Annotated in this window: 21 protein-coding genes; 14 read left to right on the top strand and 7 right to left on the bottom strand. The window is 71.5% G+C overall.

Annotated features, from left to right (window positions below; genetic code table 11):
* Positions 1–151: 151 nt before the first annotated feature.
* Genes ACZ3KP_RS07285 through ACZ3KP_RS07270 form a run of 4 tightly spaced genes read left to right on the top strand, consistent with a single transcriptional unit; the run spans position 152 to position 3717 of the window.
* Positions 152–1060: an ABC transporter ATP-binding protein gene (locus ACZ3KP_RS07285; RefSeq protein ID WP_467497149.1), complete on the top strand. Its 909-nt coding sequence runs from the start codon at positions 152–154 to the stop codon at positions 1058–1060.
* A complete protein-coding gene (locus ACZ3KP_RS07280; RefSeq protein ID WP_467497147.1) occupies positions 1057–1791 on the top strand; it encodes an ABC transporter permease in 735 nt (244 codons plus the stop codon). The genes ACZ3KP_RS07285 and ACZ3KP_RS07280 overlap by 4 nt, the downstream gene beginning before the upstream one ends.
* A gap of 26 nt (positions 1792–1817) precedes the next feature.
* Entirely contained in the window at positions 1818–3083 is a 1266-nt protein-coding gene (locus ACZ3KP_RS07275) for a sensor histidine kinase (protein WP_467497145.1), read from the top strand.
* The gene (locus ACZ3KP_RS07270; protein WP_358974735.1) at positions 3073–3717 is read left to right on the top strand and encodes a response regulator transcription factor; all 645 of its coding nucleotides are present in this window, start codon (positions 3073–3075) and stop codon (positions 3715–3717) included. The genes ACZ3KP_RS07275 and ACZ3KP_RS07270 overlap by 11 nt, the downstream gene beginning before the upstream one ends.
* A gap of 29 nt (positions 3718–3746) precedes the next feature.
* Here the strand turns inward: ACZ3KP_RS07270 and glgX are convergent, their stop codons facing one another.
* Positions 3747–5978, bottom strand: a complete 2232-nt coding sequence (glgX, locus tag ACZ3KP_RS07265) for a glycogen debranching protein GlgX (RefSeq protein ID WP_467497142.1) — start codon at positions 5976–5978, stop codon at positions 3747–3749.
* 242 nt (positions 5979–6220) lie between these two features.
* On the opposite strand from glgX, the gene ACZ3KP_RS07260 reads away from it, so the two are divergent.
* From ACZ3KP_RS07260 to ACZ3KP_RS07230, 7 genes are all read left to right on the top strand, one after another.
* Positions 6221–7456, top strand: coding sequence for a L,D-transpeptidase (locus ACZ3KP_RS07260; RefSeq protein WP_467497140.1), 1236 nt, complete (start codon positions 6221–6223; stop codon positions 7454–7456).
* Positions 7457–7613: 157 nt separating this feature from the next.
* Complete coding sequence (locus ACZ3KP_RS07255) at positions 7614–8852, top strand: L,D-transpeptidase (RefSeq protein WP_467498057.1); 1239 nt, start codon at positions 7614–7616, stop codon at positions 8850–8852.
* A 43-nt stretch (positions 8853–8895) separates the two neighbouring features.
* Entirely contained in the window at positions 8896–9663 is a 768-nt protein-coding gene (locus tag ACZ3KP_RS07250; protein ID WP_358974741.1) for an enoyl-CoA hydratase/isomerase family protein, read from the top strand.
* Between the two features lie 289 nt (positions 9664–9952).
* On the top strand, positions 9953–10456 hold the full coding sequence (locus ACZ3KP_RS07245; protein WP_165939398.1) for an ATP-binding protein: 504 nt from the start codon (positions 9953–9955) through the stop codon (positions 10454–10456).
* Between the two features lie 48 nt (positions 10457–10504).
* Positions 10505–11266: a polysaccharide deacetylase family protein gene (locus ACZ3KP_RS07240; RefSeq protein ID WP_358974746.1), complete on the top strand. Its 762-nt coding sequence runs from the start codon at positions 10505–10507 to the stop codon at positions 11264–11266.
* A complete protein-coding gene (locus ACZ3KP_RS07235; protein ID WP_358974749.1) occupies positions 11266–12453 on the top strand; it encodes a YncE family protein in 1188 nt (395 codons plus the stop codon). The genes ACZ3KP_RS07240 and ACZ3KP_RS07235 overlap by 1 nt, the downstream gene beginning before the upstream one ends.
* A 76-nt stretch (positions 12454–12529) precedes the next feature.
* Positions 12530–13135, top strand: coding sequence for an ADP-ribosyltransferase (locus tag ACZ3KP_RS07230; protein WP_467497135.1), 606 nt, complete (start codon positions 12530–12532; stop codon positions 13133–13135).
* Positions 13136–13193: 58 nt separating this feature from the next.
* Here the strand turns inward: ACZ3KP_RS07230 and ACZ3KP_RS07225 are convergent, their stop codons facing one another.
* On the bottom strand, positions 13194–13874 hold the full coding sequence (locus tag ACZ3KP_RS07225; RefSeq protein WP_467497133.1) for a GNAT family N-acetyltransferase: 681 nt from the start codon (positions 13872–13874) through the stop codon (positions 13194–13196).
* Here ACZ3KP_RS07225 and ACZ3KP_RS07220 point away from each other — a divergent pair.
* The 3 genes from ACZ3KP_RS07220 to ACZ3KP_RS07210 all read left to right on the top strand — a co-directional run bounded on the left by ACZ3KP_RS07220 (position 13873) and on the right by ACZ3KP_RS07210 (position 15858).
* Complete coding sequence (locus ACZ3KP_RS07220) at positions 13873–14784, top strand: helix-turn-helix domain-containing protein (RefSeq protein WP_467497131.1); 912 nt, start codon at positions 13873–13875, stop codon at positions 14782–14784. The two genes, ACZ3KP_RS07225 and ACZ3KP_RS07220, sit on opposite strands and share 2 nt — an antisense overlap.
* Positions 14785–14855: 71 nt before the next feature.
* Positions 14856–15068 (top strand): EF-hand domain-containing protein, encoded by a 213-nt coding sequence (locus ACZ3KP_RS07215; protein WP_132889692.1) that lies wholly within the window; start codon positions 14856–14858, stop codon positions 15066–15068.
* A gap of 127 nt (positions 15069–15195) precedes the next feature.
* Positions 15196–15858, top strand: coding sequence for an NADPH-dependent F420 reductase (locus tag ACZ3KP_RS07210; RefSeq protein WP_467497129.1), 663 nt, complete (start codon positions 15196–15198; stop codon positions 15856–15858).
* 25 nt (positions 15859–15883) lie between these two features.
* Here the strand turns inward: ACZ3KP_RS07210 and ACZ3KP_RS07205 are convergent, their stop codons facing one another.
* From ACZ3KP_RS07205 to gcvH, 5 genes are all read right to left on the bottom strand, one after another.
* Positions 15884–16441 (bottom strand): glycoside hydrolase family 25 protein, encoded by a 558-nt coding sequence (locus ACZ3KP_RS07205; protein ID WP_358974762.1) that lies wholly within the window; start codon positions 16439–16441, stop codon positions 15884–15886.
* A gap of 194 nt (positions 16442–16635) precedes the next feature.
* Entirely contained in the window at positions 16636–17469 is an 834-nt protein-coding gene (locus tag ACZ3KP_RS07200) for a PIG-L family deacetylase (RefSeq protein WP_358974764.1), read from the bottom strand.
* A gap of 225 nt (positions 17470–17694) precedes the next feature.
* A complete protein-coding gene (locus ACZ3KP_RS07195) occupies positions 17695–19062 on the bottom strand; it encodes an L-serine ammonia-lyase (RefSeq protein ID WP_467497126.1) in 1368 nt (455 codons plus the stop codon).
* 56 nt (positions 19063–19118) lie between these two features.
* Positions 19119–20381, bottom strand: a complete 1263-nt coding sequence (gene glyA / locus ACZ3KP_RS07190; protein WP_467497124.1) for a serine hydroxymethyltransferase — start codon at positions 20379–20381, stop codon at positions 19119–19121.
* Between the two features lie 67 nt (positions 20382–20448).
* Positions 20449–20826, bottom strand: a complete 378-nt coding sequence (gcvH, locus tag ACZ3KP_RS07185; protein WP_358974777.1) for a glycine cleavage system protein GcvH — start codon at positions 20824–20826, stop codon at positions 20449–20451.
* Positions 20827–20869 lie beyond the last annotated feature (43 nt).

Genomic DNA, 20869 nt, shown 5'->3' with positions numbered 1-20869 from the left:
GTTTTGGCCGGACCGGACTCCGTCGCAGGACCTACGACCAGGGCGTTCGAGCGGTCGTACGACCGGAGGGGGCGCATCGGCCGATCGGTCGATGCCGGGTCGAGCGGGGCGGCCGATGCGGCGGACCCGGGCCGGACGGGACCCTCGGAGCATGCCAACCGTCATCGAAGTGACAGATCTGCGGAAGTCCTACGGCGGCCGGGTCGTCGTGGACGGGGTGGGATTCGCCGTCGAGGAGGGGGAGATCTTCGGGATCCTCGGTCCGAACGGTGCCGGCAAGACCACCACCGTCGAGTGCGTGGAGGGGCTGCGGGTGCCGGACGGCGGCCGGGTCCGGGTCGCCGGGCTCGATCCCGTCGCCGAGCACGAGGAGGTCACCCGGGTCCTGGGCGCCCAGCTCCAGCAGAGCGAACTCCAGCCGAAGCTCACCGTCCGCGAGGCCCTCGACCTGTACGCCTCCTTCTTCCCGGACCCCGCCGACTGGCGGCCGCTCGCCGAGCGCCTCGGGCTCACCCCGAAGCTCACCACCCGGTTCGGCAGGCTCTCCGGCGGCCAGCGGCAACGCCTTTTCATCGCCATGGCGTTGATCGGCAACCCGCGTGTCGTCGTCCTCGACGAGCTCACCACGGGACTCGACCCGCGCGCCCGGCGCGACACCTGGGCGCTGATCGAGGACGTCCGGGACCGCGGGGTCACCGTGCTGCTCGTCACCCACTTCATGGAGGAGGCACAGCGGCTCTGCGACCGGATCGCGGTGATCGACAAGGGCCGGGTGGCCGCCCTGGACACCCCGGCCGGCCTGATCCGCCGCAGCGCCGGCGCCACCGTCATCAGCTTCACCCCGTCCGCCCCGCTGGACGACCACGACCTCGCCGCCCTCCCGGCGCTCGCCTCCGTCGAACGCAAGGACGGCCGGATCACGCTGGCCGGCACCGACGAGACCGTGAACGCCGTCATCACCCTGCTCGCCCGCCACCGCGTCACCGCCCACCAGCTGCGCGTCGTGGACGCGACCCTCGACGACGCCTTCCTCGACCTGACGAAGGAGGAAACGGTATGAACACCGCCGTCCTGCGCACCGAGTTCCGCCTCTTCCGCCGGGAACCCGGCGCCGTCTTCTGGGTGTTCCTGTTCCCGACACTGCTCCTGGTGATCCTCGGCTCCGTCCCCTCGTTCCGGCGAGCCGACTCCTCGCTGGGCGGGCTGCGGCCCGTCGACGCGTACGTGCCCATCGCCGTACTGATCGCCCTGATCATGTCCGGGGTGCAGACCCTGCCGCAGGCGCTCACCGGCTACCGCGAGCGGGGCATCCTGCGCCGGATGCGCCTCACGCCCGTCCAGCCCTCGGCGCTGCTGTCCGCGCAGATGGCGGTGCAGGGCACGGTCGCGCTGGGCTCGGCGGTGCTCGCGCTCGTCGTCGGCCGGCTCGCCTTCGACGTACGGCTGCCGAAGCAGCCCGGCGGCTACCTGCTGGCGCTGCTGCTCGCGGCGGCGGCGGCCCTCGCCCTCGGCTCCGTCGTCTCGGCGCTGTCCCGCACCACGAAGATCGCGAGCGCGATCGGCTCGGCGGTGTTCTTCCCGATGATGTTCTGCGCAGGGGTGTGGATCCCGGTGCGGGAGATGCCGCACACCATGGCCCGGGTGGTCCAGCTGACCCCGTTCGGCGCGGCGGCCCGCGCCCTGGACCAGGCCGCCGCCGGACACTGGCCGGGCTGGGACCACCTGGGGGTGCTCGCGCTCTGGGCGGTGCTGCTCACGGCGGGGGCGGCTCGCTGGTTCCGCTGGGAGTAGGCGGACAAGCCGTGCAGACTGGCGACATGACCACGGTGGACGGCCAGATCGACCGGCGCTGGGACCAGTTGCACACCTGGGGGCCGTACGGGCTGCTCGGCGTCGGCGTCGTCCTGGGGGTGGCCTCCGCGGATCCGGGCACCGCGCCGGCCACGTGGTACACCGCCTGGTCCCTGATCGGTGCCGCGCTCGCGCTCCAGCTCTGGTGGCACGGCACCCGGGTGCGCCGTCCCGGTCGCGGCCGTACGCCGTCCCGGGCCGGGACGGCGTACTACACCGTGCGCTGGGCCCTCGCCTTCGTCCTCACCTGGCTCAACCCGTTCTTCGCGTTCTACGCCGCCGCCGGCTACATGGACGCCGACGAGACGCTGCCGCCCAGGTGGCAACGGCTCGGCCTGTTCGCCAGCGCGGTCACCGTGGCCGGCGCGCAGGCCGGCGGGCTGCCGCTGTCCGGCGTGGTCCAGTGGCTGCTCTTCATCCCGCTCCTGGTCGCCAACTCCGGCCTGCAACTGGTCGTCGCCCACCTCGACGAACAGGAGCGGCGGCGCTCGCGCGAGCGCACCGAGACCATCGCCGAACTGGAGCGCACCAACATCGCCCTGCAACAGGCCCTCGACGAGAACGCGGCGCTGCACGCCCAACTCCTCGTCCAGGCACGAGAGGCCGGCGTCGCCGACGAACGGCGGCGGCTGGCCGCCGAGATCCACGACACCATCGCCCAGGGCCTGGCCGGGATCATCGCCCAGCTCCAGGTCGTCCTCAACACCCCCGACCCGGAGGCGGCCGGGGACCACACGGCGCGCGCCCTGGCCCTCGCCCGGCACAGCCTGGGCGAGGCCCGCCGGTCCGTGCACAACCTCGCCCCGGTCGCCCTGGAGCACGACGGCCTGCCGGAGGCGTTGCGCAAGACGGTCGCCGAATGGGGCGAACGGACCGGCGTGCGAGCCGAGTTCACCCTCACCGGCACCGCCGAGCAGCTGCACGGCGAGGTCGCGGCCACCCTCCTGCGCATCGTCCAGGAGGCCCTGTCCAACGCGGCCCGGCACGCGGGCGCGGCCCGGGTCGGGGTCACCCTCTCCTACCTGGGCGGCGAGGTCATCCTCGACATCCGCGACGACGGCACCGGCTTCGACCTGCTCGCCGTGCCCGTGCGCAGCCGCGCCGGCGGCTTCGGCCTCGACGGGATGCGGGCCCGCGCCGAACGCATCGCGGGCACCCTGACCGTGGAGTCCGAACCGGGGCTCGGCACGGCCCTGTCGGCACGCGTACCGTTGGTCCGCCATGACAGCTGACCCCTCGATCTCCCTGCTGATCGTCGACGACCACCCCGTCGTCCGCGACGGCCTGCGCGGCATGTTCGAGTCCGCGCCCGGCTTCACGGTCCTCGGCGAGGCGTCGAACGGCGCCGAGGCCGTCGCCCTCACCACCGCCCTCGACCCGGACGTCGTCCTCATGGACCTGCGGATGCCGGGCGGCGGCGGGGTCGACGCCATCCGCGAACTGACCCGGCGCGGCGCCCGCGCCCGGGTCCTCGTCGTCACCACGTACGACACCGACACCGACACCCTGCCCGCGATCGAGGCGGGCGCGACCGGCTACCTCCTCAAGGACGCCCCGCGCGAGGAGCTGTTCACCGCCGTCCGGGCCGCCGCCCAGGGCCGTACCGTGCTCTCCCCGGCCGTCGCCTCCCGGCTGGTCTCCGCCGTCCGCGCCCCCGGCGCCCCCGGCAACGAACCGCTCTCCGCCCGCGAACGCGAGGTGCTGGCCCTGGTCGCCCGGGGCACCTCCAACCGTGAGATCGCCCGCGAACTCTTCATCAGCGAGGCCACGGTGAAGACCCACCTCACCCACCTGTACACCAAACTGGGCGTCAACGACCGCGCGGCCGCGGTCGCGACGGCCTACCAGCGGGGCATCCTCGGCTAGCGACACAGCCCTGAGAGGCCGGGGGCGGTTCAGCCGGCCACCCTGAGCAGCAGGACCGACCGGGCCGGCACCGTGATCGACGTCCCCGCCCGGTGCACCGCCCCGGGCGCCTCGCGCTGCTCCTCCCGTGCGGTGTCCACGAGCACCTCGTAGCGTTCCGCCCACGGCGGGCCCGGCAGCAGGAACTCCACCGGGCGGTCACCGGCGTGCAGGACGGTCAGGAAGCTGTCGTCCACGACCGGCGCCCCGCGCTCGTCCCGCCCGGGGATGTCCCGCCCGGAGAGGTACATGCCGAGCGTGGCGGCCGGCGCGTACCAGTCGCCCTCCGTCATCTCGGTGCCCCGGGCCGTGAACCAGGCCAGGTCGCGCAGGCCGTCCGCCGAGTGCGCGCGTCCGGAGAAGAAGGCGCGGCGGCGCAGCACCGGGTGGCGGTGGCGGAGCCGGATGAGGCGGGCGGTCAGGTCGAACAGCGGCCGCCACTCGGGATCGTCCAGCAGGCTCCAGTCCAGCCAGCTGATCTCGTTGTCCTGGCAGTAGGCGTTGTTGTTGCCGCGCTGGGTGCGGCCCAGCTCGTCACCGGCGACCAGCATCGGGACGCCCGTCGACAGCAGCAGCGTGGTCAGCAGGTTCCGCAACTGCCGCCTGCGCAGCGCCCGTACCCCCCGGTCCTCGGTCTCGCCCTCCACCCCGCAGTTCCAGGAGCGGTTGTCCCCCGAGCCGTCCCGGTTGTCCTCGCCGTTGGCCTCGTTGTGCTTGGACTCGTACGACACCAGGTCGCGCAGCGTGTACCCGTCGTGCGCGGTGACGAAGTTGACGGAGGCGTACGGGCGGCGCCCGCCCCAGGCGTAGAGGTCGCTGGAGCCGGACAGGCGGTAGCCGAGGTCGTGGACGTCGGGGAGGGCGCCGCGCCAGAAGTCCCGGACCGCGTCCCGGTAGCGGTCGTTCCACTCGGTCCACAACGGTGGGAAGGCGCCCACCTGGTAACCGCCGGAACCCACGTCCCAGGGTTCGGCGATCAGCTTCACCCGGCGCAGCACCGGGTCCTGGGCGATGACGGCGAGGAACGGGGAGAGCATGTCGACGTCGTGCATCGAGCGGGCCAGCGCCGCCGCCAGGTCGAAGCGGAAGCCGTCCACGCCCATCTCGGTGACCCAGTAGCGCAGCGAGTCGGTGATCAGACGCAGCACGTGCGGCCGCACCACGTGCAGGGTGTTGCCGCAGCCGGTGTAGTCGGCGAAACGGCGGGCGTCGTCCTGGAGACGGTAGTAACCCCGGTTGTCGATGCCCTTGAGGGACAGCGTCGGACCCAGCTCGCCCGCCTCCGCGGTGTGGTTGTAGACCACGTCGAGGACGACCTCGATGCCGGCCGCGTGCAGCGCCCGCACCATCCGCTTGAACTCGCCGACCTGCTGTCCCGTCGTACCGGAGGCCGCGTAGGCCGCGTGCGGGGCGAAGTAGCCGATGGAGTTGTAGCCCCAGTAGTTCCGCAGGCCGCGCCCGAGCAGGTGGTCCTCGTGGGCGAACTGGTGGACGGGCAGCAGTTCCACGGCCGTCACCCCCAGCTTCACGAGGTGCTCGACCGCCGCCGGGTGCGCGAGACCCGCGTAGGTGCCGCGCAGTTCCTCGGGTATGCCCGGGTGCAGTCGGGTGAAGCCGCGCACGTGCAGCTCGTAGATGACGGAGTCCGCCCACGGCGTCTTCGGGCGGCGGTCGTCGGACCAGTCGTCGTCATCGTGGACGACCACGCCCTTGGGGACGTACGGCGCCGAGTCCCGGTCGTCGCGGACCGTGTCGGCGACGTGCTGGTCGGGCCAGTCCCGGACGTGCCCGTACACCTCGGGCGGCAGCGCGAACTCGCCGTCCACCGCCCGCGCGTACGGGTCCAGGAGCAGCTTCGCCGGGTTCCACCGGGCGCCCGTCCACGGGTCCCAGCGGCCGTCCACCCGGTAGCCGTACCGCTGCCCCGGCAGGACACCGGGCACGAACCCGTGCCAGATCTCGTGCGTGAGTTCGGTCAGCCGGATCTGGGTCTCCCGCCCCCGCTCGTCGAAGAGGCACAGCCGGACCGCCTCCGCCCCGGCCGCCCACAGCGCGAAGTTGGTGCCCGCCACCCCGTCGGGACCGACCCGGAAGCGGGCGCCCAGCGGTGTCGAGGCCCCCGGCCACGCGGACGGGACGGGCAGCTGCGCCCCGTTCACCGCGGGGGCGTCCGCCCTCGGGGCCCGCGCCCGTGCTCCCTGCTGCTCGGCTGCGCTCGTCACGTGTCGGCCCCTTTTTTGTTTCGCGGCTCGCCGACCCCCCGGGCGCACCGAACCCGCGTCCGGGCGGCCGGCCGCACCCGGGCTCCCGGTCCCGGGCACGGCCGGCCGCTCGCCACGGACCCGCCCGCGGCGGCTCGTCCACGGGCCCGGCGGCTCCCCAGCTCGTCGTCCTTCCCTCTGTTCTGCCCAGTGCCGGCGTCGCACTCACGTTTCCCCGGGGCATGCCCGATCGTTAGCGGCACGTGACGCATGCACAAGGGCGCGCACGGCGCGCGGGGGCCGCGCTGGCCGCGGTACTGACATGGGCGGGACTGCTGGCGGGCGCCGCCGGCTGTTCCTTCGGCGACAAGGCCCCACTGGGCGTCGACCACGTCCTCGGGGGAGCGCCACCGGCCCCCGAGGACGTCATCCGGATCTCCCCGGACGACGGCACCAGGTCGGTACGCCCCGGCGCGGGGCTGACGGTACGGGTGCCCGGCGGCCGTCTGGAGTCGGTGAGCGTCGTCAGGTCCCAGGACGCCCAGGACTTCCCGGTGCCCGGGCACATCGCCGCCGACGGCACGACCTGGCGGCCGGACGACCCGAAGCTGGCGCTCGCCGCCAAGTACACGGTGGACGCGGTCGCCCTGGACGGCTCAGGACATCGCTCCGCCCGCCACACCACCTTCACCACGCTCGTCCCCGACGAACGCTTCATCGGGTACGTCACCCCGGAGAACCGCGCCACCGTGGGCACCGGGATGATCGTGTCGCTCGCCTTCAGCCGCGACATCGACAACCGCGCCGCCGTCGAACACGCCGTGCGGGTCACCGCCAGACCCGCCGTCGAGGTCCGCCCGCACTGGTTCGGCAAGAACCGCCTCGACTTCCGCCCCGAGCACTACTGGCAGCCCGGCACGGTCGTCACCGTCGACCTGAGGCTCCGTGACGTCGAGGCGGCCCGGGGCGTCTACGGCCTCCAGTACAAGACGTTCACCTTCACCGTCGGCCGCAGCCAGGTCTCCCTCGTCGACGCGGCCAGGCACACCATGGAGGTCCGCCGCGACGGCGAGCTGCTCGCCACCGTGCCGATCACCGCGGGCGCGCCCGCGCACACCACCTACAACGGGAAGATGGTGGTGATGGAGATGCACGAGGTCACCCGCATGAACAGCCGCACGGTCGGCTTCGGCGGCGAGTACGACATCCCCGACGTCCCGCACGCCCTCAAACTCACCGACTCCGGCACCTTCCTGCACGGCAACTACTGGGCGCCGGACGCCCCGGGGCACGTCAATGTCAGCCACGGCTGCGTGGGCCTGCGCGACGTGAAGGGCGGCAGCTCCCAGACGCCCGCGGGCTGGTTCTACGACCGCAGCCTGGTCGGGGACGTGGTCGAGGTCGTGAACAGCAACGACAGGACGGTCGCCGCCGACAACGGCCTCGGCGGGTGGAACATGGGCTGGAAGGAGTGGAAGGCGGGCGGCGCGGCCGGGTGACGGGGTGACACCGGGCCGGTGGTGGGGGCGGAAGTTGCGACGCAACGGTGACATTCGCCCGACACCAAGCTCAAAACCCTGCGGTTACTATGCGCAAATGCGCGCGCTGAACGCGCCGGGGTGGGCCTGTGACCAGGCCCTGGGAGGGGAGAACGACGTGAACGTGCGGCCGATATCGGGGGCATCGGTTCGGACTCGGAGGGCTCGGGGGACGCGGCTGGCGCTCATATCCTCGGTCCTGCTGGTGGCCGTCACCGCGTGCGGGGGCGGCTCCTCCGACAAGGGGGCCGGGGACGGCGACAAGCAGAAGGGCTCCACGACGCAGGCGAGCAAGCAGTCCCTCGCCACGGTCAGCATCACCCCCAGGTCCGGTGCGACCGGCGTGGACACCAGCGGGGCGCTCAAGGTCACCGCCGCCCGGGGCAAGCTGACCGATGTCGAGGTCAAGGACGCCAAGGGCGACAAGGTCGACGGCACCATAGCCGCGGACGGCGTCAGCTGGACGCCGTCCCTCCACCTCGCCAGCTCGACGAAGTACACCGTGCACGCGGTGGCCAAGGACGCCGAGGGCCGGGAGTCCGCGGAGGACTCCACGTTCACCACCCTCACCCCGAAGAACACGTTCGTCGGCTACTTCACGCCGGAGGACGGTTCCACGGTCGGGGTCGGGATGCCGTTCTCGATCCGCTTCACCCGGGGCATCACCGACGCGGACGCCGTCAAGAAGGCCATCACCGTCAAGACCGAACCGGCCGTCGACGTGCAGGGCCACTGGTTCGGCAACGACCGCCTCGACTTCCGCCCCGAGCACTACTGGAAGTCCGGTACGAAGGTCTCCGTCACCCTCGACCTCGACGGCGTCGAGGGCCGCGACGGGGTCTACGGCAAGCAGTCCAAGACCGTCCGGTTCACGATCGGCCGCAACCAGGTCTCCGTCGTCGACGCCAAGAAGCACACGATGAAGATCATGCAGGACGGCAAGGTCGTCAAAACCCTCGCGGTGACGACCGGGAAGCCGGGCTACGACACGTGGAACGGCCAGATGGTCATCAGCGAGAAGCTGCGCGTGACCCGGATGAACGGCGAGACGGTCGGCTACGGCGGCGAGTACGACATCAAGGACGTGCCGGACGCGATGCGGCTGACCACGTCGGGGACGTTCATCCACGGCAACTACTGGGGCGGGGACGCCTTCGGCAACTACAACGCCAGCCACGGGTGCGTCGGCCTGCGGGACATCCGCGGCGGCGGCGACCGGTCGGTGCCGGCCGCCTGGTTCTTCGACCACTCCATCGTCGGGGACGTGGTGACGGTGAAGAACTCCCACGACCGGACGGTGTCGCCGGACAACGGACTCAACGGGTGGAACATGTCGTGGGCGGACTGGACCAAGTAGTCCGTCGGGGCGGGCTCGGTGAACGCCCGCTAACCTGCGGGGCATGACTGTAACCCTCGAAGTCGCCGAAGGCGTCGGTACGATCCGCCTCGACCGGCCGCCCATGAACGCGCTGGACGTCGCCACCCAGGACCGGATCAGGGAGCTGGCGCAGGAGGCCACCCGTCGCGAGGACGTCCGTGCCGTCGTCGTCTACGGCGGCGAGAAGGTCTTCGCGGCGGGCGCCGACATCAAGGAAATGCAGAACATGGACCACGCGGCCATGGTCCTGCGCGCCCGTGACCTCCAGGACTCCTTCACCGCCGTCGCCCGGATCCCCAAGCCGGTCGTCGCCGCCGTCACCGGCTACGCGCTGGGCGGCGGTTGCGAACTCGCCCTGTGCGCCGACTACCGGATCGCCGCCGACAACGCCAAGCTCGGGCAGCCCGAGATCCTGCTCGGGCTGATCCCGGGGGCCGGCGGCACCCAGCGGCTGCCCCGGCTGGTCGGCCCCTCCAGGGCCAAGGACCTGATCTTCACCGGCCGGATGGTCAAGGCCGACGAAGCGCTCGCCATCGGCCTGGTCGACCGGGTCGTACCGGCCGCCGACGTCTACACCGAGGCACACGCCTGGGCCGCCAGGCTCGCCCAGGGGCCCGCGATCGCGCTCCGGGCCGCGAAGGAGGCGATCGACACCGGCGTCGAGACCGACCTGGAGACCGGCCTCGCCGTCGAACGGAACTGGTTCGCGGGCCTCTTCGCGACCGAGGACCGGGAGCGTGGCATGCGGAGCTTCGTGGAGGAAGGGCCCGGCAAGGCCAAGTTCCTGTGATCTTCGACCTGTTGTGAAGGGGCCGAAGCACTTGCAATTGACGTGATGTCTGATTCCGGGTCCCTCGATGGGGCGGTTTATGGGAGCCTTAAGGCACCCTTAATTCTGCCTTGCCGAGGGGGCCCGTCGCTTGCCCGGAGATGAGTCGTCGTCGCAGGTGGAGAGGGGTTTCAGAGACCCCGAAATGCCTTTGGCATATGCCGATCGACGGTCCCCGGGCCAGGCCTCCCCGGGGGCCTATTCCTCCGGAACGGCCCCGCGGTGTGCTCTGGACGGCCATGATGGGGGCATGGCGGGGCTGGAGGGCATCGAACAGCCGCGGGGACACAGCCGTGCGGCCGCGGCACGGTGGTCGCCTGCGGTCGAGGACGAGCAGGCGCTCAAGGCGATCGAACTGTTCGGCAACCCGACGGAGGCGGAGGTTCCGCTGCCGTCCCGCCCCGAGTCCGCCGCGACCGCCCGCCGGCTGGCCCAGGTGGTCATCCTCCGTCAGTGGCGCCTCACCCCCAAGATGACGGAGGACGCGGTCTTACTCGTCTCCGAACTGGTGGGCAACGCGGTGCGACACACCGGCGCCCGGGTCTTCGGCCTGCGGATGCGCCGCCGCCCCGGCTGGATCCGGGTGGAGGTGCGCGATCCGTCGCGCGGACTGCCGTGCCTGATGCCGGTTCAGGAGCTGGACATCAGCGGCCGGGGCCTGTTCCTGGTCGACAAGCTGTCCGACAGATGGGGAGTCGACCTGCTCCCGCGGGGCAAGACGACGTGGTTCGAGATGCGGGTGGCCGACCGCTAGGCACGTCAATGGCCACTTTTCTTACCTTATCCCCCTTAAATAGGGCAAGTGACCCCCACCAACCGACGTGACGTCCTCCGAGCAGGCGCCGGCCTGGTCGCCGGAGGCGCCATGGCCACCGGTTGCGGCAACACCGGTACGGCCAGCGCAGCACCGCCCACCGACACCCCCACCCCCGCCCCGACCTCCGCCCCGGCGTCCCCCGACCGTCTCCCCGCGCAAGTCACCCACGGCCCCCGCGACCGCGCGAACGTCGCGCTCACCTTCCACGGCCAGGGCGACCCCGCCCTCGCCACCCAGCTCCTCACCACCGCCGAGCAGCACGGCGCCCACCTGACCGTCCTGGCCGTCGGCAGCTGGCTCGACGCGTATCCCACCATCGCCCGCCGCATCCTCGACGGCGGTCACGAGCTGGGAAACCACACGCAACGACACATCTCCATCAACGCCATGGCGGAGGACGGCGCACGCAAGGAGATCACCGACTGCGCCGACCGCCTGCGACGGCTCACCGGCTCGATCGGCCGCTGGTTCCGCCCGTCCAGGGCGGCGACCGCCTCACCGCTGGTCGCCCGCCTCGCCGTCGCGGCCGGATACCCGCACGTGCTGTCGTACGACGTCGACTCGCTCGACTACACCAGCCCCGGCGCGCCGGCCATCACCCGCAAGGTGCTCGCGGAGGTCAGGGGCGGCTCCGTGGTGAGCATGCACCTCGGGTATCCCGACACGATCGCCGCCCTCCCCGTCGTACTCCAAGAACTCCACCGCCGTGGACTGCGCGCGGTGACCACCACGGAGCTGCTGAGCTGATGCGAACCAAGAAAGCCGCCCCTCTGCTGGCCGCGGGCGCCGCCCTCACCGCCCTCGCGCTGCTCTCCGCGTGCAGCGACGACTCCGACCGGCCCGCGGCCGCCGGCAGCACCGCTCCGGCTCGGCCACAGGCCAGGCAGGAGGAACCGGCCGTCGACGGACTGCCGGGCATGCCCCCGGTCCTCGACCCCAAGGACATGTACGCGGCCGACCGGCCCGGCCTGCTCTCCCCGGTCGTCAAGGGCTTCCCGTCCCTGGTCTACGTCCCCAACACCAACTCCGACACCGTCTCGGTGATCGACCCGAAGACGTACCGGGTGATCCGGACCATCCCCGTCGGCCGGCAGCCCCAGCACGTGGTGCCGTCCTGGGACCTGAAGACGCTGTGGGTCAACAACGACCTCGGCAACAGCCTCACCCCCATCGATCCGAGAACCGGTGAGGCCGGCCGGCCGGTCGCCGTGCACGACCCCTACAACCTGTACTTCACCCCCGACGGCAAGTACGCGATCGTGATGGCCTCCAACGACCGCGAGCTGGTCTTCCGCGACGCGCACACCATGAAGACCGTCAAGGCCCTCCCGGTCAGCTGCTACGGCGTCAACCACGCCGACTTCTCCATCGACGGCAAGTACTTCATCGTCTCCTGCGAGTTCAGCGGCGAACTGCTCAAGGTGGACACGGCGCGGATGGAGGTGCTCCGGCAGGAGAAGCTGCCGTTCCACGGCGCGATGCCGCAGGACGTCAAGGCCTCCCCGGACGGCAAGCGGTTCTACATCGCCGACATGATGGCCGACGGGCTGTGGGTCCTGAACGGCGACACCTTCGCCAAACCCACCTTCCTGGCCACCGGCAAGGGCGCCCACGGACTGTACGTCAGCCGGGACTCCCGCCGGATGTACATCTCCAACCGGGGCGAGGGCACCATCTCCGTCTTCGACTTCGCGCAGGACCGGCTGACCGACAAGTGGCGGCTGCCGGGCGGCGGCAGCCCGGACATGGGCGGGGTGTCGGCGGACGGCAAGGTCCTCTGGCTGTCCGGCCGGTACAACTCCGAGGTGTACGCCATCGACACCGGCACCGGCACCGAACTCGCCCGCATCCACGTCGGCAGCGGCCCGCACGGACTCGCCGTCTACCCGCAGCCGGGCCGCTACTCGCTCGGCCACACCGGGGTCTTCCGCTGACCGCGGGACAACAGGACACGCCGCTGAACGAGTGACGGTCCCCGAGGCGGCCCGGCCGGGCCGACATCGTGCTGCCATGTTCACCACTCGTCTGCGGCGGCGTGCCGCTGCCGCCGTCCTGTCCCTGGCCGCCGTCTTCGCGACCACGGCCGCCGTACCGTCGACCGCGACCGCCACCCCCGCCCGGGCCGCCGCGCCCGCCTGCCCCCAGTTCGAGGACAAGCTCGAGGCCGCCGCCGACCACGACGTCGACGTCGACCGGATCACCCCGGCCCCGGTCTGGCGCACCACCTGCGGCACCCTCTACCGCAGCGACAGCCGCTCGCCCGACAAGGTCTTCCCGGTCGGCTTCCTCCCCAAGGACGTCGCGACCGGCCAGTACGACATCGAGAAGTACGTCCTCGTCAACCAGCCCTCCCCGTACGTCTCGACGACCTACGACCACGACCTCTACAAGACCTGGTACAAGTCCGGCTGGAACTACTACATCGACGCCCCCGGCGGCGTCGACGTCAACAGGACCATCGGCGACACCCACCGCTGGGCCGACCAGGTCGAGGTGGCCTTCCCCGGCGGTGTCGCCCGGCAGTACATCATCGGCGTGTGCCCGGTCGACAAGGTCAGGAAGGTCGAGATCATGGACGACTGCCAGAGCAACCCGTACTACGAGCCCTGGCACTGATGCCGGGCACCGAGGCCCGGGTGCCGAGGTCCGGGTGCTCGGGTCCGGGTGCTGGGGCTCAGGTCCTGAGCAGCAGCGCCTCGGCGCCGACCGGGACGTAGCCGGCCGCCTGGAACGCCCGGGCACTGCGGGCGTTCCCCGGGGCGACCTGCGCCCACAGCGGCTCCCCGGCGAGCTGCCGGGCGGCCGTCACCAGGGCGCGGCCCAGCCCCCGCCGTGCCCCCTCGGCCACCTCCACCGAGACCTCCAGGCGCCCCGCCACACCACGGCCCAGCACGACCACCCCGCCGTCCCCCGCCCAGGCCCGCACCTCGTCGCGGCGGGTCCGGGCGTAGGCGACCCGGGAGTGGTCGGCGCCGGTGAGCTCGGTGAGGGGCAGGTCCGGGCGGCCGGGGAGCGGGGCGGCGACCAGCAGCGCGTCGATCGTCTCCTGCTCCCGTCCGGTGCGGTCCATCAGGGCGGTGAGGAACCGCGCGTTCATGCTCGCGCACAGGGGATCGCAGGGGACCGCGCGCAGGGCCTCGTACACCCACCGCGGGTCCTCGTCCACGAACACCACCGAGTGCGCGGTGAAGGAGAGCACCCCGGCGTCCCGCGGGGACGGCTGCGGTACGACCGTGGTGCCGCCGTCGGCGGGCGGGAAGACGCCGTCCGCCGCCGCGTCGAGAATGTCCCGCAGGGTCCCCGCCACCGTGCTCCTTGAGTCTCCACCCACTGGAAGGCCCACACTCGCAGACATGATCGAAGACGGCACCGGACTTTTCACCATCGGCGAGCTGGCGCGCGCCACCGGGCTGACCGTGCGCACCATCCGCTTCTGGTCCGACGAGGGCGTGCTCACCCCGGTGACCCGCTCCGCCGGCGGCTACCGGCTGTACGACGCCGAGTCCTTCGCCCGCCTCGAACTGATCCGCACCCTGCGCGAACTGGGGCTCGGCCTCGGGCACGTGCGCGAGGTGCTCTCCGGCGAGCGGACCGTGGCGGAGGTCGCCGAGACGCACGTGGCCGCCCTGGACGCGCAGATCCGGTCCCTGAAGGTGACCCGTGCGGTGCTGTCGACCGTGGCACGACGTGGTGCGAGTGCGAAGGAGACGACCCTGATGAACAGACTGGCACGGCTGTCGGCGGCCGAGCGGCGGCGGATCCTGGAGGAGTTCGTCGAGGAGACGCTGCACGGCCTGGACACCGTGGACCCGGAGATCCGCGAGCGGATGCTCGCCACCGTGGCCGACCTGCCCGAGGACCCGACCCCGGAGCAGGTCGACGCCTGGGTGGAACTGGCCGAGATGGTCCAGGATCCACGGTTCCGGGCGCAGATGCGCAGGGCGACGGAGTTCAACGCGGCCGACCGGACGCCCGAGGCGCCCGCCGGAGCCTCGATGTGGTTCGTGAAGCAGCTCGTCGAAGTGGTGGGCGACGCCCGGCGCCGGGGCGTCGTCCCGCAGGACCCGGAGGCCGACGAGGTGCTGCGCAAGGTGCTCGGCGACGCCGAACCCGCCGCCGTGCTGGCGCGGCTGGACGCGGCCTTCAATGACCGCGTGGCGCGCTACCGCGAACTGCTCTGCGTGCTCAAGGGACAGCCCCTCGCGGTGCACGCCGAGGAGTTCTCCTGGCTGTCCGCGGCACTGACGGCTCGCCTGGACCGTTAATCTGACCTGCGACAGTACGCCGGTACGGCACCGGTACGACAGCAGAGACACGGACACAGAGGGGCGGATCGGTGGCGGACATCGACGAAGCACGCCAGCAGTTCCAGCGGATCGACGCGGACGGTGACGGTTTCATCACCGCCGCCGAGTTCAAGTCCGCGCTCGCTCAGGGGGGTGACTGGAACGTCACCGACACGGTGGCCGAGGCCGTCATCAGGACCCGCGACCTCAACGGCGACAAGGTTCTGTCGTTCGACGAGTTCTGGGCCTACCTGAGCAAGTGAGGCGAGGGGAGGGGGCACCCGGCGAACGGGTGAGGGTGCCCCCTGCCCGGAATGAACCGGGCGGACCCGGGGTTGATGCCGGACAGCAGATTCGTATGCGTGTGCATCGACGTAGGGAAGGTCCCTCATGAAGATCGGCATCATCGGCGCGGGCAACATCGGCGGCAACCTCACCCGGCGGCTCACCGCCCTCGGCCACGAGGTGTCCGTGGCGAACTCACGCGGTCCCGAGACGCTCACCGCGCTCGTCGAGGAGACCGGAGCGAGGGCGGTACGGGCCGAGGAAGCGGCCCGGGGTGCGCAGGTCGTGGTCGTCACGGTCCCGCTGAAGGCGGTTCCCGACCTTCCCGCCGGCCTCCTGGACGGGGCGGCCGAAGGCGCTGCCGTGATCGACACCGGCAACTACTACCCGCAGCAGCGGGACGGCCGGATCGCCGAGATCGAGGACGACGGCCTGACCGAGAGCCGCTGGACCGAACGGCACCTCGGCCACCCGGTGATCAAGGCGTTCAACGGCACCTTCGCCCAGGACATCCTCGACCGCCACCGCCCCGCCGGGGACCCCGACCGCCAGGCCCTGCCGGTCTCCGGCGACGACGAGCAGGCCAAGCGGACCGTCATCGCCCTGATCGACGAACTCGGCTTCGACACGGTCGACAACGGCGGCATCGACGACTCCTGGCGCCAGCAGCCGGGCACCCCGGTCTACGGCCTGCGGGCGGGCGTCGAAGAGGTCCGCAAGGCCCTCTCCGAGGCGTCCAGGGAACGGCCGGCGGACTTCCGGGCCTGACGGGCTCCGTGCCGGAGACCGTCCGTCACGCGTCCCCGGCCCACTGCTTGAGCGCGTCCTTGGTCGCGAAGTTCGCGACGTTCTTGTCGTGCGGGTCGCTCGTGTACTGGTGGAACCGCCAGCCGGCCTTGATGCGGGGCTTGCCCGCCGTCACGTAGTCGGCGATCCACAGGCCGTCCCCCGCGTAGGAGGTCCTGTCGACGGTGAGCCAGTAGTTGCGGTTCGTGTAGAGGATCACGCGGTGGCCGGGGCGCAGCGTCTTCACCTTGCGGATGAAGGCGTCCTTCTCGGCGTTGCTCGCGTGGGTGCCGTCGCCGGTGGTCTCCCAGTCGACGGCGAGGATGTCGCCCGCCTTCTCGGGGGCGTGCGCGACGAAGTACTCGGCCTGCGCGGTGAGGTCGCCGGGCCACAGGAAGTGGTAGAAGCCGACGACCAGTCCGGCGTCCCGGCCCCGCTTCGTCTGGGCGGCGAGTTTCGGATTGACGTACGAACGCCCCTCCGTCGCCTTCACGAAGACGAAGGAGAGGCCGTCCGTGTCGTACGCGGACGACTGGTACGCGCTCACATCGATGCCGTGCAGCATGGGGGACTCCCTGGGTGCCGGTGGGGGGACAGGAGCTGGAATCTCGTGCTCCGTATTCCCCGCCCGGGGGGCCGCCGATCCTCATACTTCCCAGTCGCGGGTGCAGTTGATCCCGGGCGGCCATGTCGTCCGGACAGCTGCCCAGGTCCTGCGTACGGTTCTGGCTGTACGACCCGCCGGGTGTATCGGCGTATTCAGCGCAGGCCCGCGAAGAGGTCGTCCTCGGGCAGCGGGGCGCCGGTGGTGTCGTGGACGCGGACGAACGTCTCCACGCCCATGAGCTCGGTGAACCTCTCCTTGCCCATGCGCAGGAAGAAGATGTTCTCCCCCTGACTGGCGTGCGCGGCCAGCGAGTCGAACTTCCGGCCGCCGAACCCGGTGGTGTCCACCCACGTGGTGATCTCCTCGTCGGGCAGCCCGATCTCGGGCATCGCCGGGTCCTCGGACGGGTCCGGCTCCGGCAGGTCCTCGCCGAACTCGCGCATCACCCGCCCGAATTCCTTCATCATCGAGCGCGGTGCCGTCGTCCAGTACACCTTGGACGCCACGTCGGTCAGCGCCAGCGCGGCCATCGTGATCCGGTTCGCCTGGATGTGGTCGGGGTGGCCGTAGAACCCGTTCTCGTCGTAGGTCACGACGACATCGGGCCGGTGACGCAGCATCAGCTCGGCCAGCCGGGCGGCCGCCTCGTCCACGGGCGTGCTCCAGAACGATCCCGGCGCCGTGTTGGCGGGCCAGCCCATCATCCCGGAGTCGGCGTAGCCGAGGAGTTCGAGATGACCGATCCCCAGGACCTCGCAGCTCGCCTCCAGTTCGCGCCGGCGCAGCGCGGCGACGGCGGCCGGGTCGTGCCCGGGGTCGCCCGGCTTGACACCCCCCGGCCCGTCACCGCAGCCGCCGTCGGTACAGGTGACGAGCACCGTGCGGATGCCCTCCGCCGCACACCGCGCGAGGACACCCCCCGTGCTCGTGGCCTCGTCGTCCGGGTGGGCGTGCACTGCCATCAGCGTCAAGGGCCGCTCGGCCATGGAATCCATCCCCTGGGTCGGTCAACTGATCGACACCAGTCTGCGGCACACCGGCGCCCGCTTTCCCCGGGCTCAGCGGCCGAGGCGAACCGGGGCGCCGGGGCGTCTCCGCCGGCTCCTCGGGAAGGGCCGGCCGGTCGTCGTCCGGCGGCGACGGCTCGCCCCGGGCCTTCACGGGCAGGAACCGTGGTTCTTCGCATGCCGCGCTGGTCAGGGCCCGTCCCATCAGCACTCGATGATGTTCACCGCCAGCCCGCCGCGGGCCGTCTCCTTGTACTTGACGCTCATGTCGGCGCCCGTGTCCTTCATGGTCTTGATGACCTTGTCCAGGGACACCTTGTGGGAGCCGTCGCCGCGCATGGCCATGCGGGCCGCGGTGACCGCCTTGACCGCGGCCATGCCGTTGCGCTCGATGCAGGGGATCTGGACCAGGCCGCCGACCGGGTCGCAGGTGAGGCCGAGGTTGTGTTCCATGCCGATCTCGGCGGCGTTCTCGACCTGTTCCGGAGAGCCGCCGAGGACCTCGGCGAGGGCGCCCGCCGCCATCGAGCAGGCCGAGCCCACCTCGCCCTGGCAGCCGACCTCGGCGCCGGAGATGGACGCGTTCTCCTTGAAGAGCATGCCGATCGCGCCGGCGGCCAGCAGGAAGCGGACCACGCCGTCCTCGTCGGCGCCGGGCACGAAGTTGATGTAGTAGTGCAGGACCGCCGGGATGATGCCGGCCGCGCCGTTGGTGGGCGCGGTCACCACCCGGCCGCCGGCCGCGTTCTCCTCGTTCACGGCCATCGCGTAGAGCGTGATCCACTCCATCGCGTGGGCCAACGGGTCGCCCTCGGCGCGCAGTTGGCGGGCGGTCACGGCGGCCCGGCGCTTCACGCGCAGCCCGCCCGGCAGGATGCCCTCCCGGGACATCCCGCGCGAGACGCACGCCTGCATCACCCGCCAGATCTCCAGCAGCCCGGCGCGGATCTCGTCCTCCGTCCGCCAGGCCCGCTCGTTCTCCAGCATCAGCGCGGAGATCGACAGACCGGTCTCCTTCGTCAGGCGCAGCAGCTCGTCGCCCGTGCGGAAGGGGTACTTCAGGACGGTGTCGTCCAGCTTGATGCGGTCCGCGCCGACCGCCTCCTCGTCGACGACGAACCCGCCGCCGACCGAGTAGTAGGTCCGGGACAGCAGCTCCGCCCCGGAGGCGTCGTACGCCCAGAGGGTCATGCCGTTCGCGTGGTAGGGGAGCGCCTTGCGGCGGTGCAGCTTCAGGTCGTCGTCGAAGGAGAACGCGATCTCGTGCTCGCCCACGAGCGACAGCCGCCCCGAGGTCTTGATCGTCTCCAGCCGGTCGTCCGCCGTCTCCACGTCCACGGTGCGCGGCGAGGCGCCCTCCAGACCGAGCAGCACCGCCTTCGGGGTGCCGTGGCCGTGACCGGTGGCGCCGAGGGATCCGTACAGCTCGGCACGTATCCGCGCGACCGAGGGCAGCAGCTCCTCGTTGCGCAGGCGGCGCGCGAAGATCCGGGCCGCGCGCATCGGGCCGACGGTGTGGGAGCTCGACGGGCCGATGCCGATCGAGAACAGGTCGAAGACCGAGATGGCCACGGGAACTCCTTGGAAAAGGGCGGGGGCACACGCCGTCGGGCGCCCCCGCCGGGGAACTACTTGTTCAGACCGGGGTAGAGCGGGTGCTTCGCGGTCAGGGCCTCGACCCGGACCCTCAGCGCCTTCGCGTCGTGGGAAGGCTTCAGCGTCTCGGCGATCACGTCCGCGACCTCGGCGAAGTCCTCGGCCGTGAAGCCGCGGGTGGCCAGCGCCGGGGTGCCGATCCGCAGCCCCGAGGTGACCATCGGCGGGCGCGGGTCGTTCGGGACGGCGTTGCGGTTGACCGTGATGCCGACCTCGTGGAGCCGGTCCTCGGCCTGCTGTCCGTCCAGCTCGGACTCGCGCAGGTCGACGAGGATCAGGTGGACGTCCGTACCGCCGGACAGGACGTTCACACCGGCCTCGCGGGCGTCGGCGGCCGTCAGCCGCTCCGCCAGGATGCGCGCACCCTCCACCGTACGACGCTGGCGCTCCTTGAACTCCTCCGAGGCGGCGACCTTGAAGGAGACCGCCTTCGCCGCGATCACGTGCTCCAGGGGGCCGCCCTGGAAACCCGGGAAGACGGACGAGTTCAGCTTCTTCGCGAAGTCCTTCTTCGCCAGGATGATGCCGCCGCGCGGACCGCCCAGCGTCTTGTGGGTGGTGGAGGTGACCACGTCGGCGTACGGCACCGGGTTCTCGTGCAGCCCCGCCGCCACCAGGCCCGCGAAGTGGGCCATGTCGACCCACAGGTACGCCTCGACCTCGTCGGCGATCCGGCGGAACTCCGCGAAGTCCAGCTGGCGCGGGTACGCCGACCAGCCCGCGATGATCACCTTCGGCCGGTGCTCCTTGGCGAGCCGCTCGACCTCGGCCATGTCCACCAGACCGGAGTTGTCCACGTGGTAGGCGACCACGTCGAACTGCTTGCCGGAGAAGTTCAGGCGCATGCCGTGGGTCAGGTGACCGCCGTGGGCGAGGTCCAGACCGAGGATGGTGTCCCCGGGCTGGGCCAGCGCGAACAGGGCCGCCTGGTTGGCGGAGGCACCGGAGTGCGGCTGCACGTTGGCGTACTCGGCGCCGAACAGCTCCTTCACCCGGTCGATGGCGATCTGCTCGGTGACGTCGACGTGCTCGCAGCCGCCGTAGTAGCGGCGGCCCGGGTAGCCCTCGGCGTACTTGTTGGTGAGGACGGAACCCTGGGCCTCCATGACCGCGAGCGGAGCGAAGTTCTCCGAGGCGATCATCTCCAGGGTGGACTGCTGACGCACCAGCTCGGCGTCGACCGCGGCGGCGACCTCCGGGTCGAGCTCGTGCAGGGACGTGTTCAGGACGGACATCTGTTTCTACGACTCCTAAGCCGGTGTTCCTGCGGCCGTCGGCCGGCGATGGGGGCGTGGGCGGCCCTCAGCCGGCGGCGAAGGCGGTGTACTCGTCGGCGGAGAGCAGGTCGGCCGGCTCGTCCGCGAAGCGCACCTTGAACAGCCAGCCGCCCTCGAAGGGGGCCGAGTTCACCAGCGACGGGTCCTCCACGACGTCCTCGTTGACCTCGGTGACCTCGCCCGTGACCGGCGAGTACAGGTCGGACACCGACTTGGTCGACTCCAGCTCGCCGCAGGTCTCGCCCGCGGTCACCGTGTCGCCGACCGCCGGGAGCTGGACGAAGACGACGTCACCGAGCGCGTTGGCCGCGTGCTCCGTGATGCCGACCTTCGCCACGCCGTCCTCGGCGGCCGACAGCCACTCGTGCTCCTTGCTGTAACGCAGCTGCTGGGGGTTGCTCATGTCCTGAATTCTCCTGTACGCGGGGGAGTGCTGGTGAAGGGGG

This window comes from Streptomyces sp. NPDC020958 (assembly GCF_055562175.1).
Note: the sequence above shows the minus strand (reverse complement) of the source record. Positions and strands in the feature narration are given on the sequence as shown.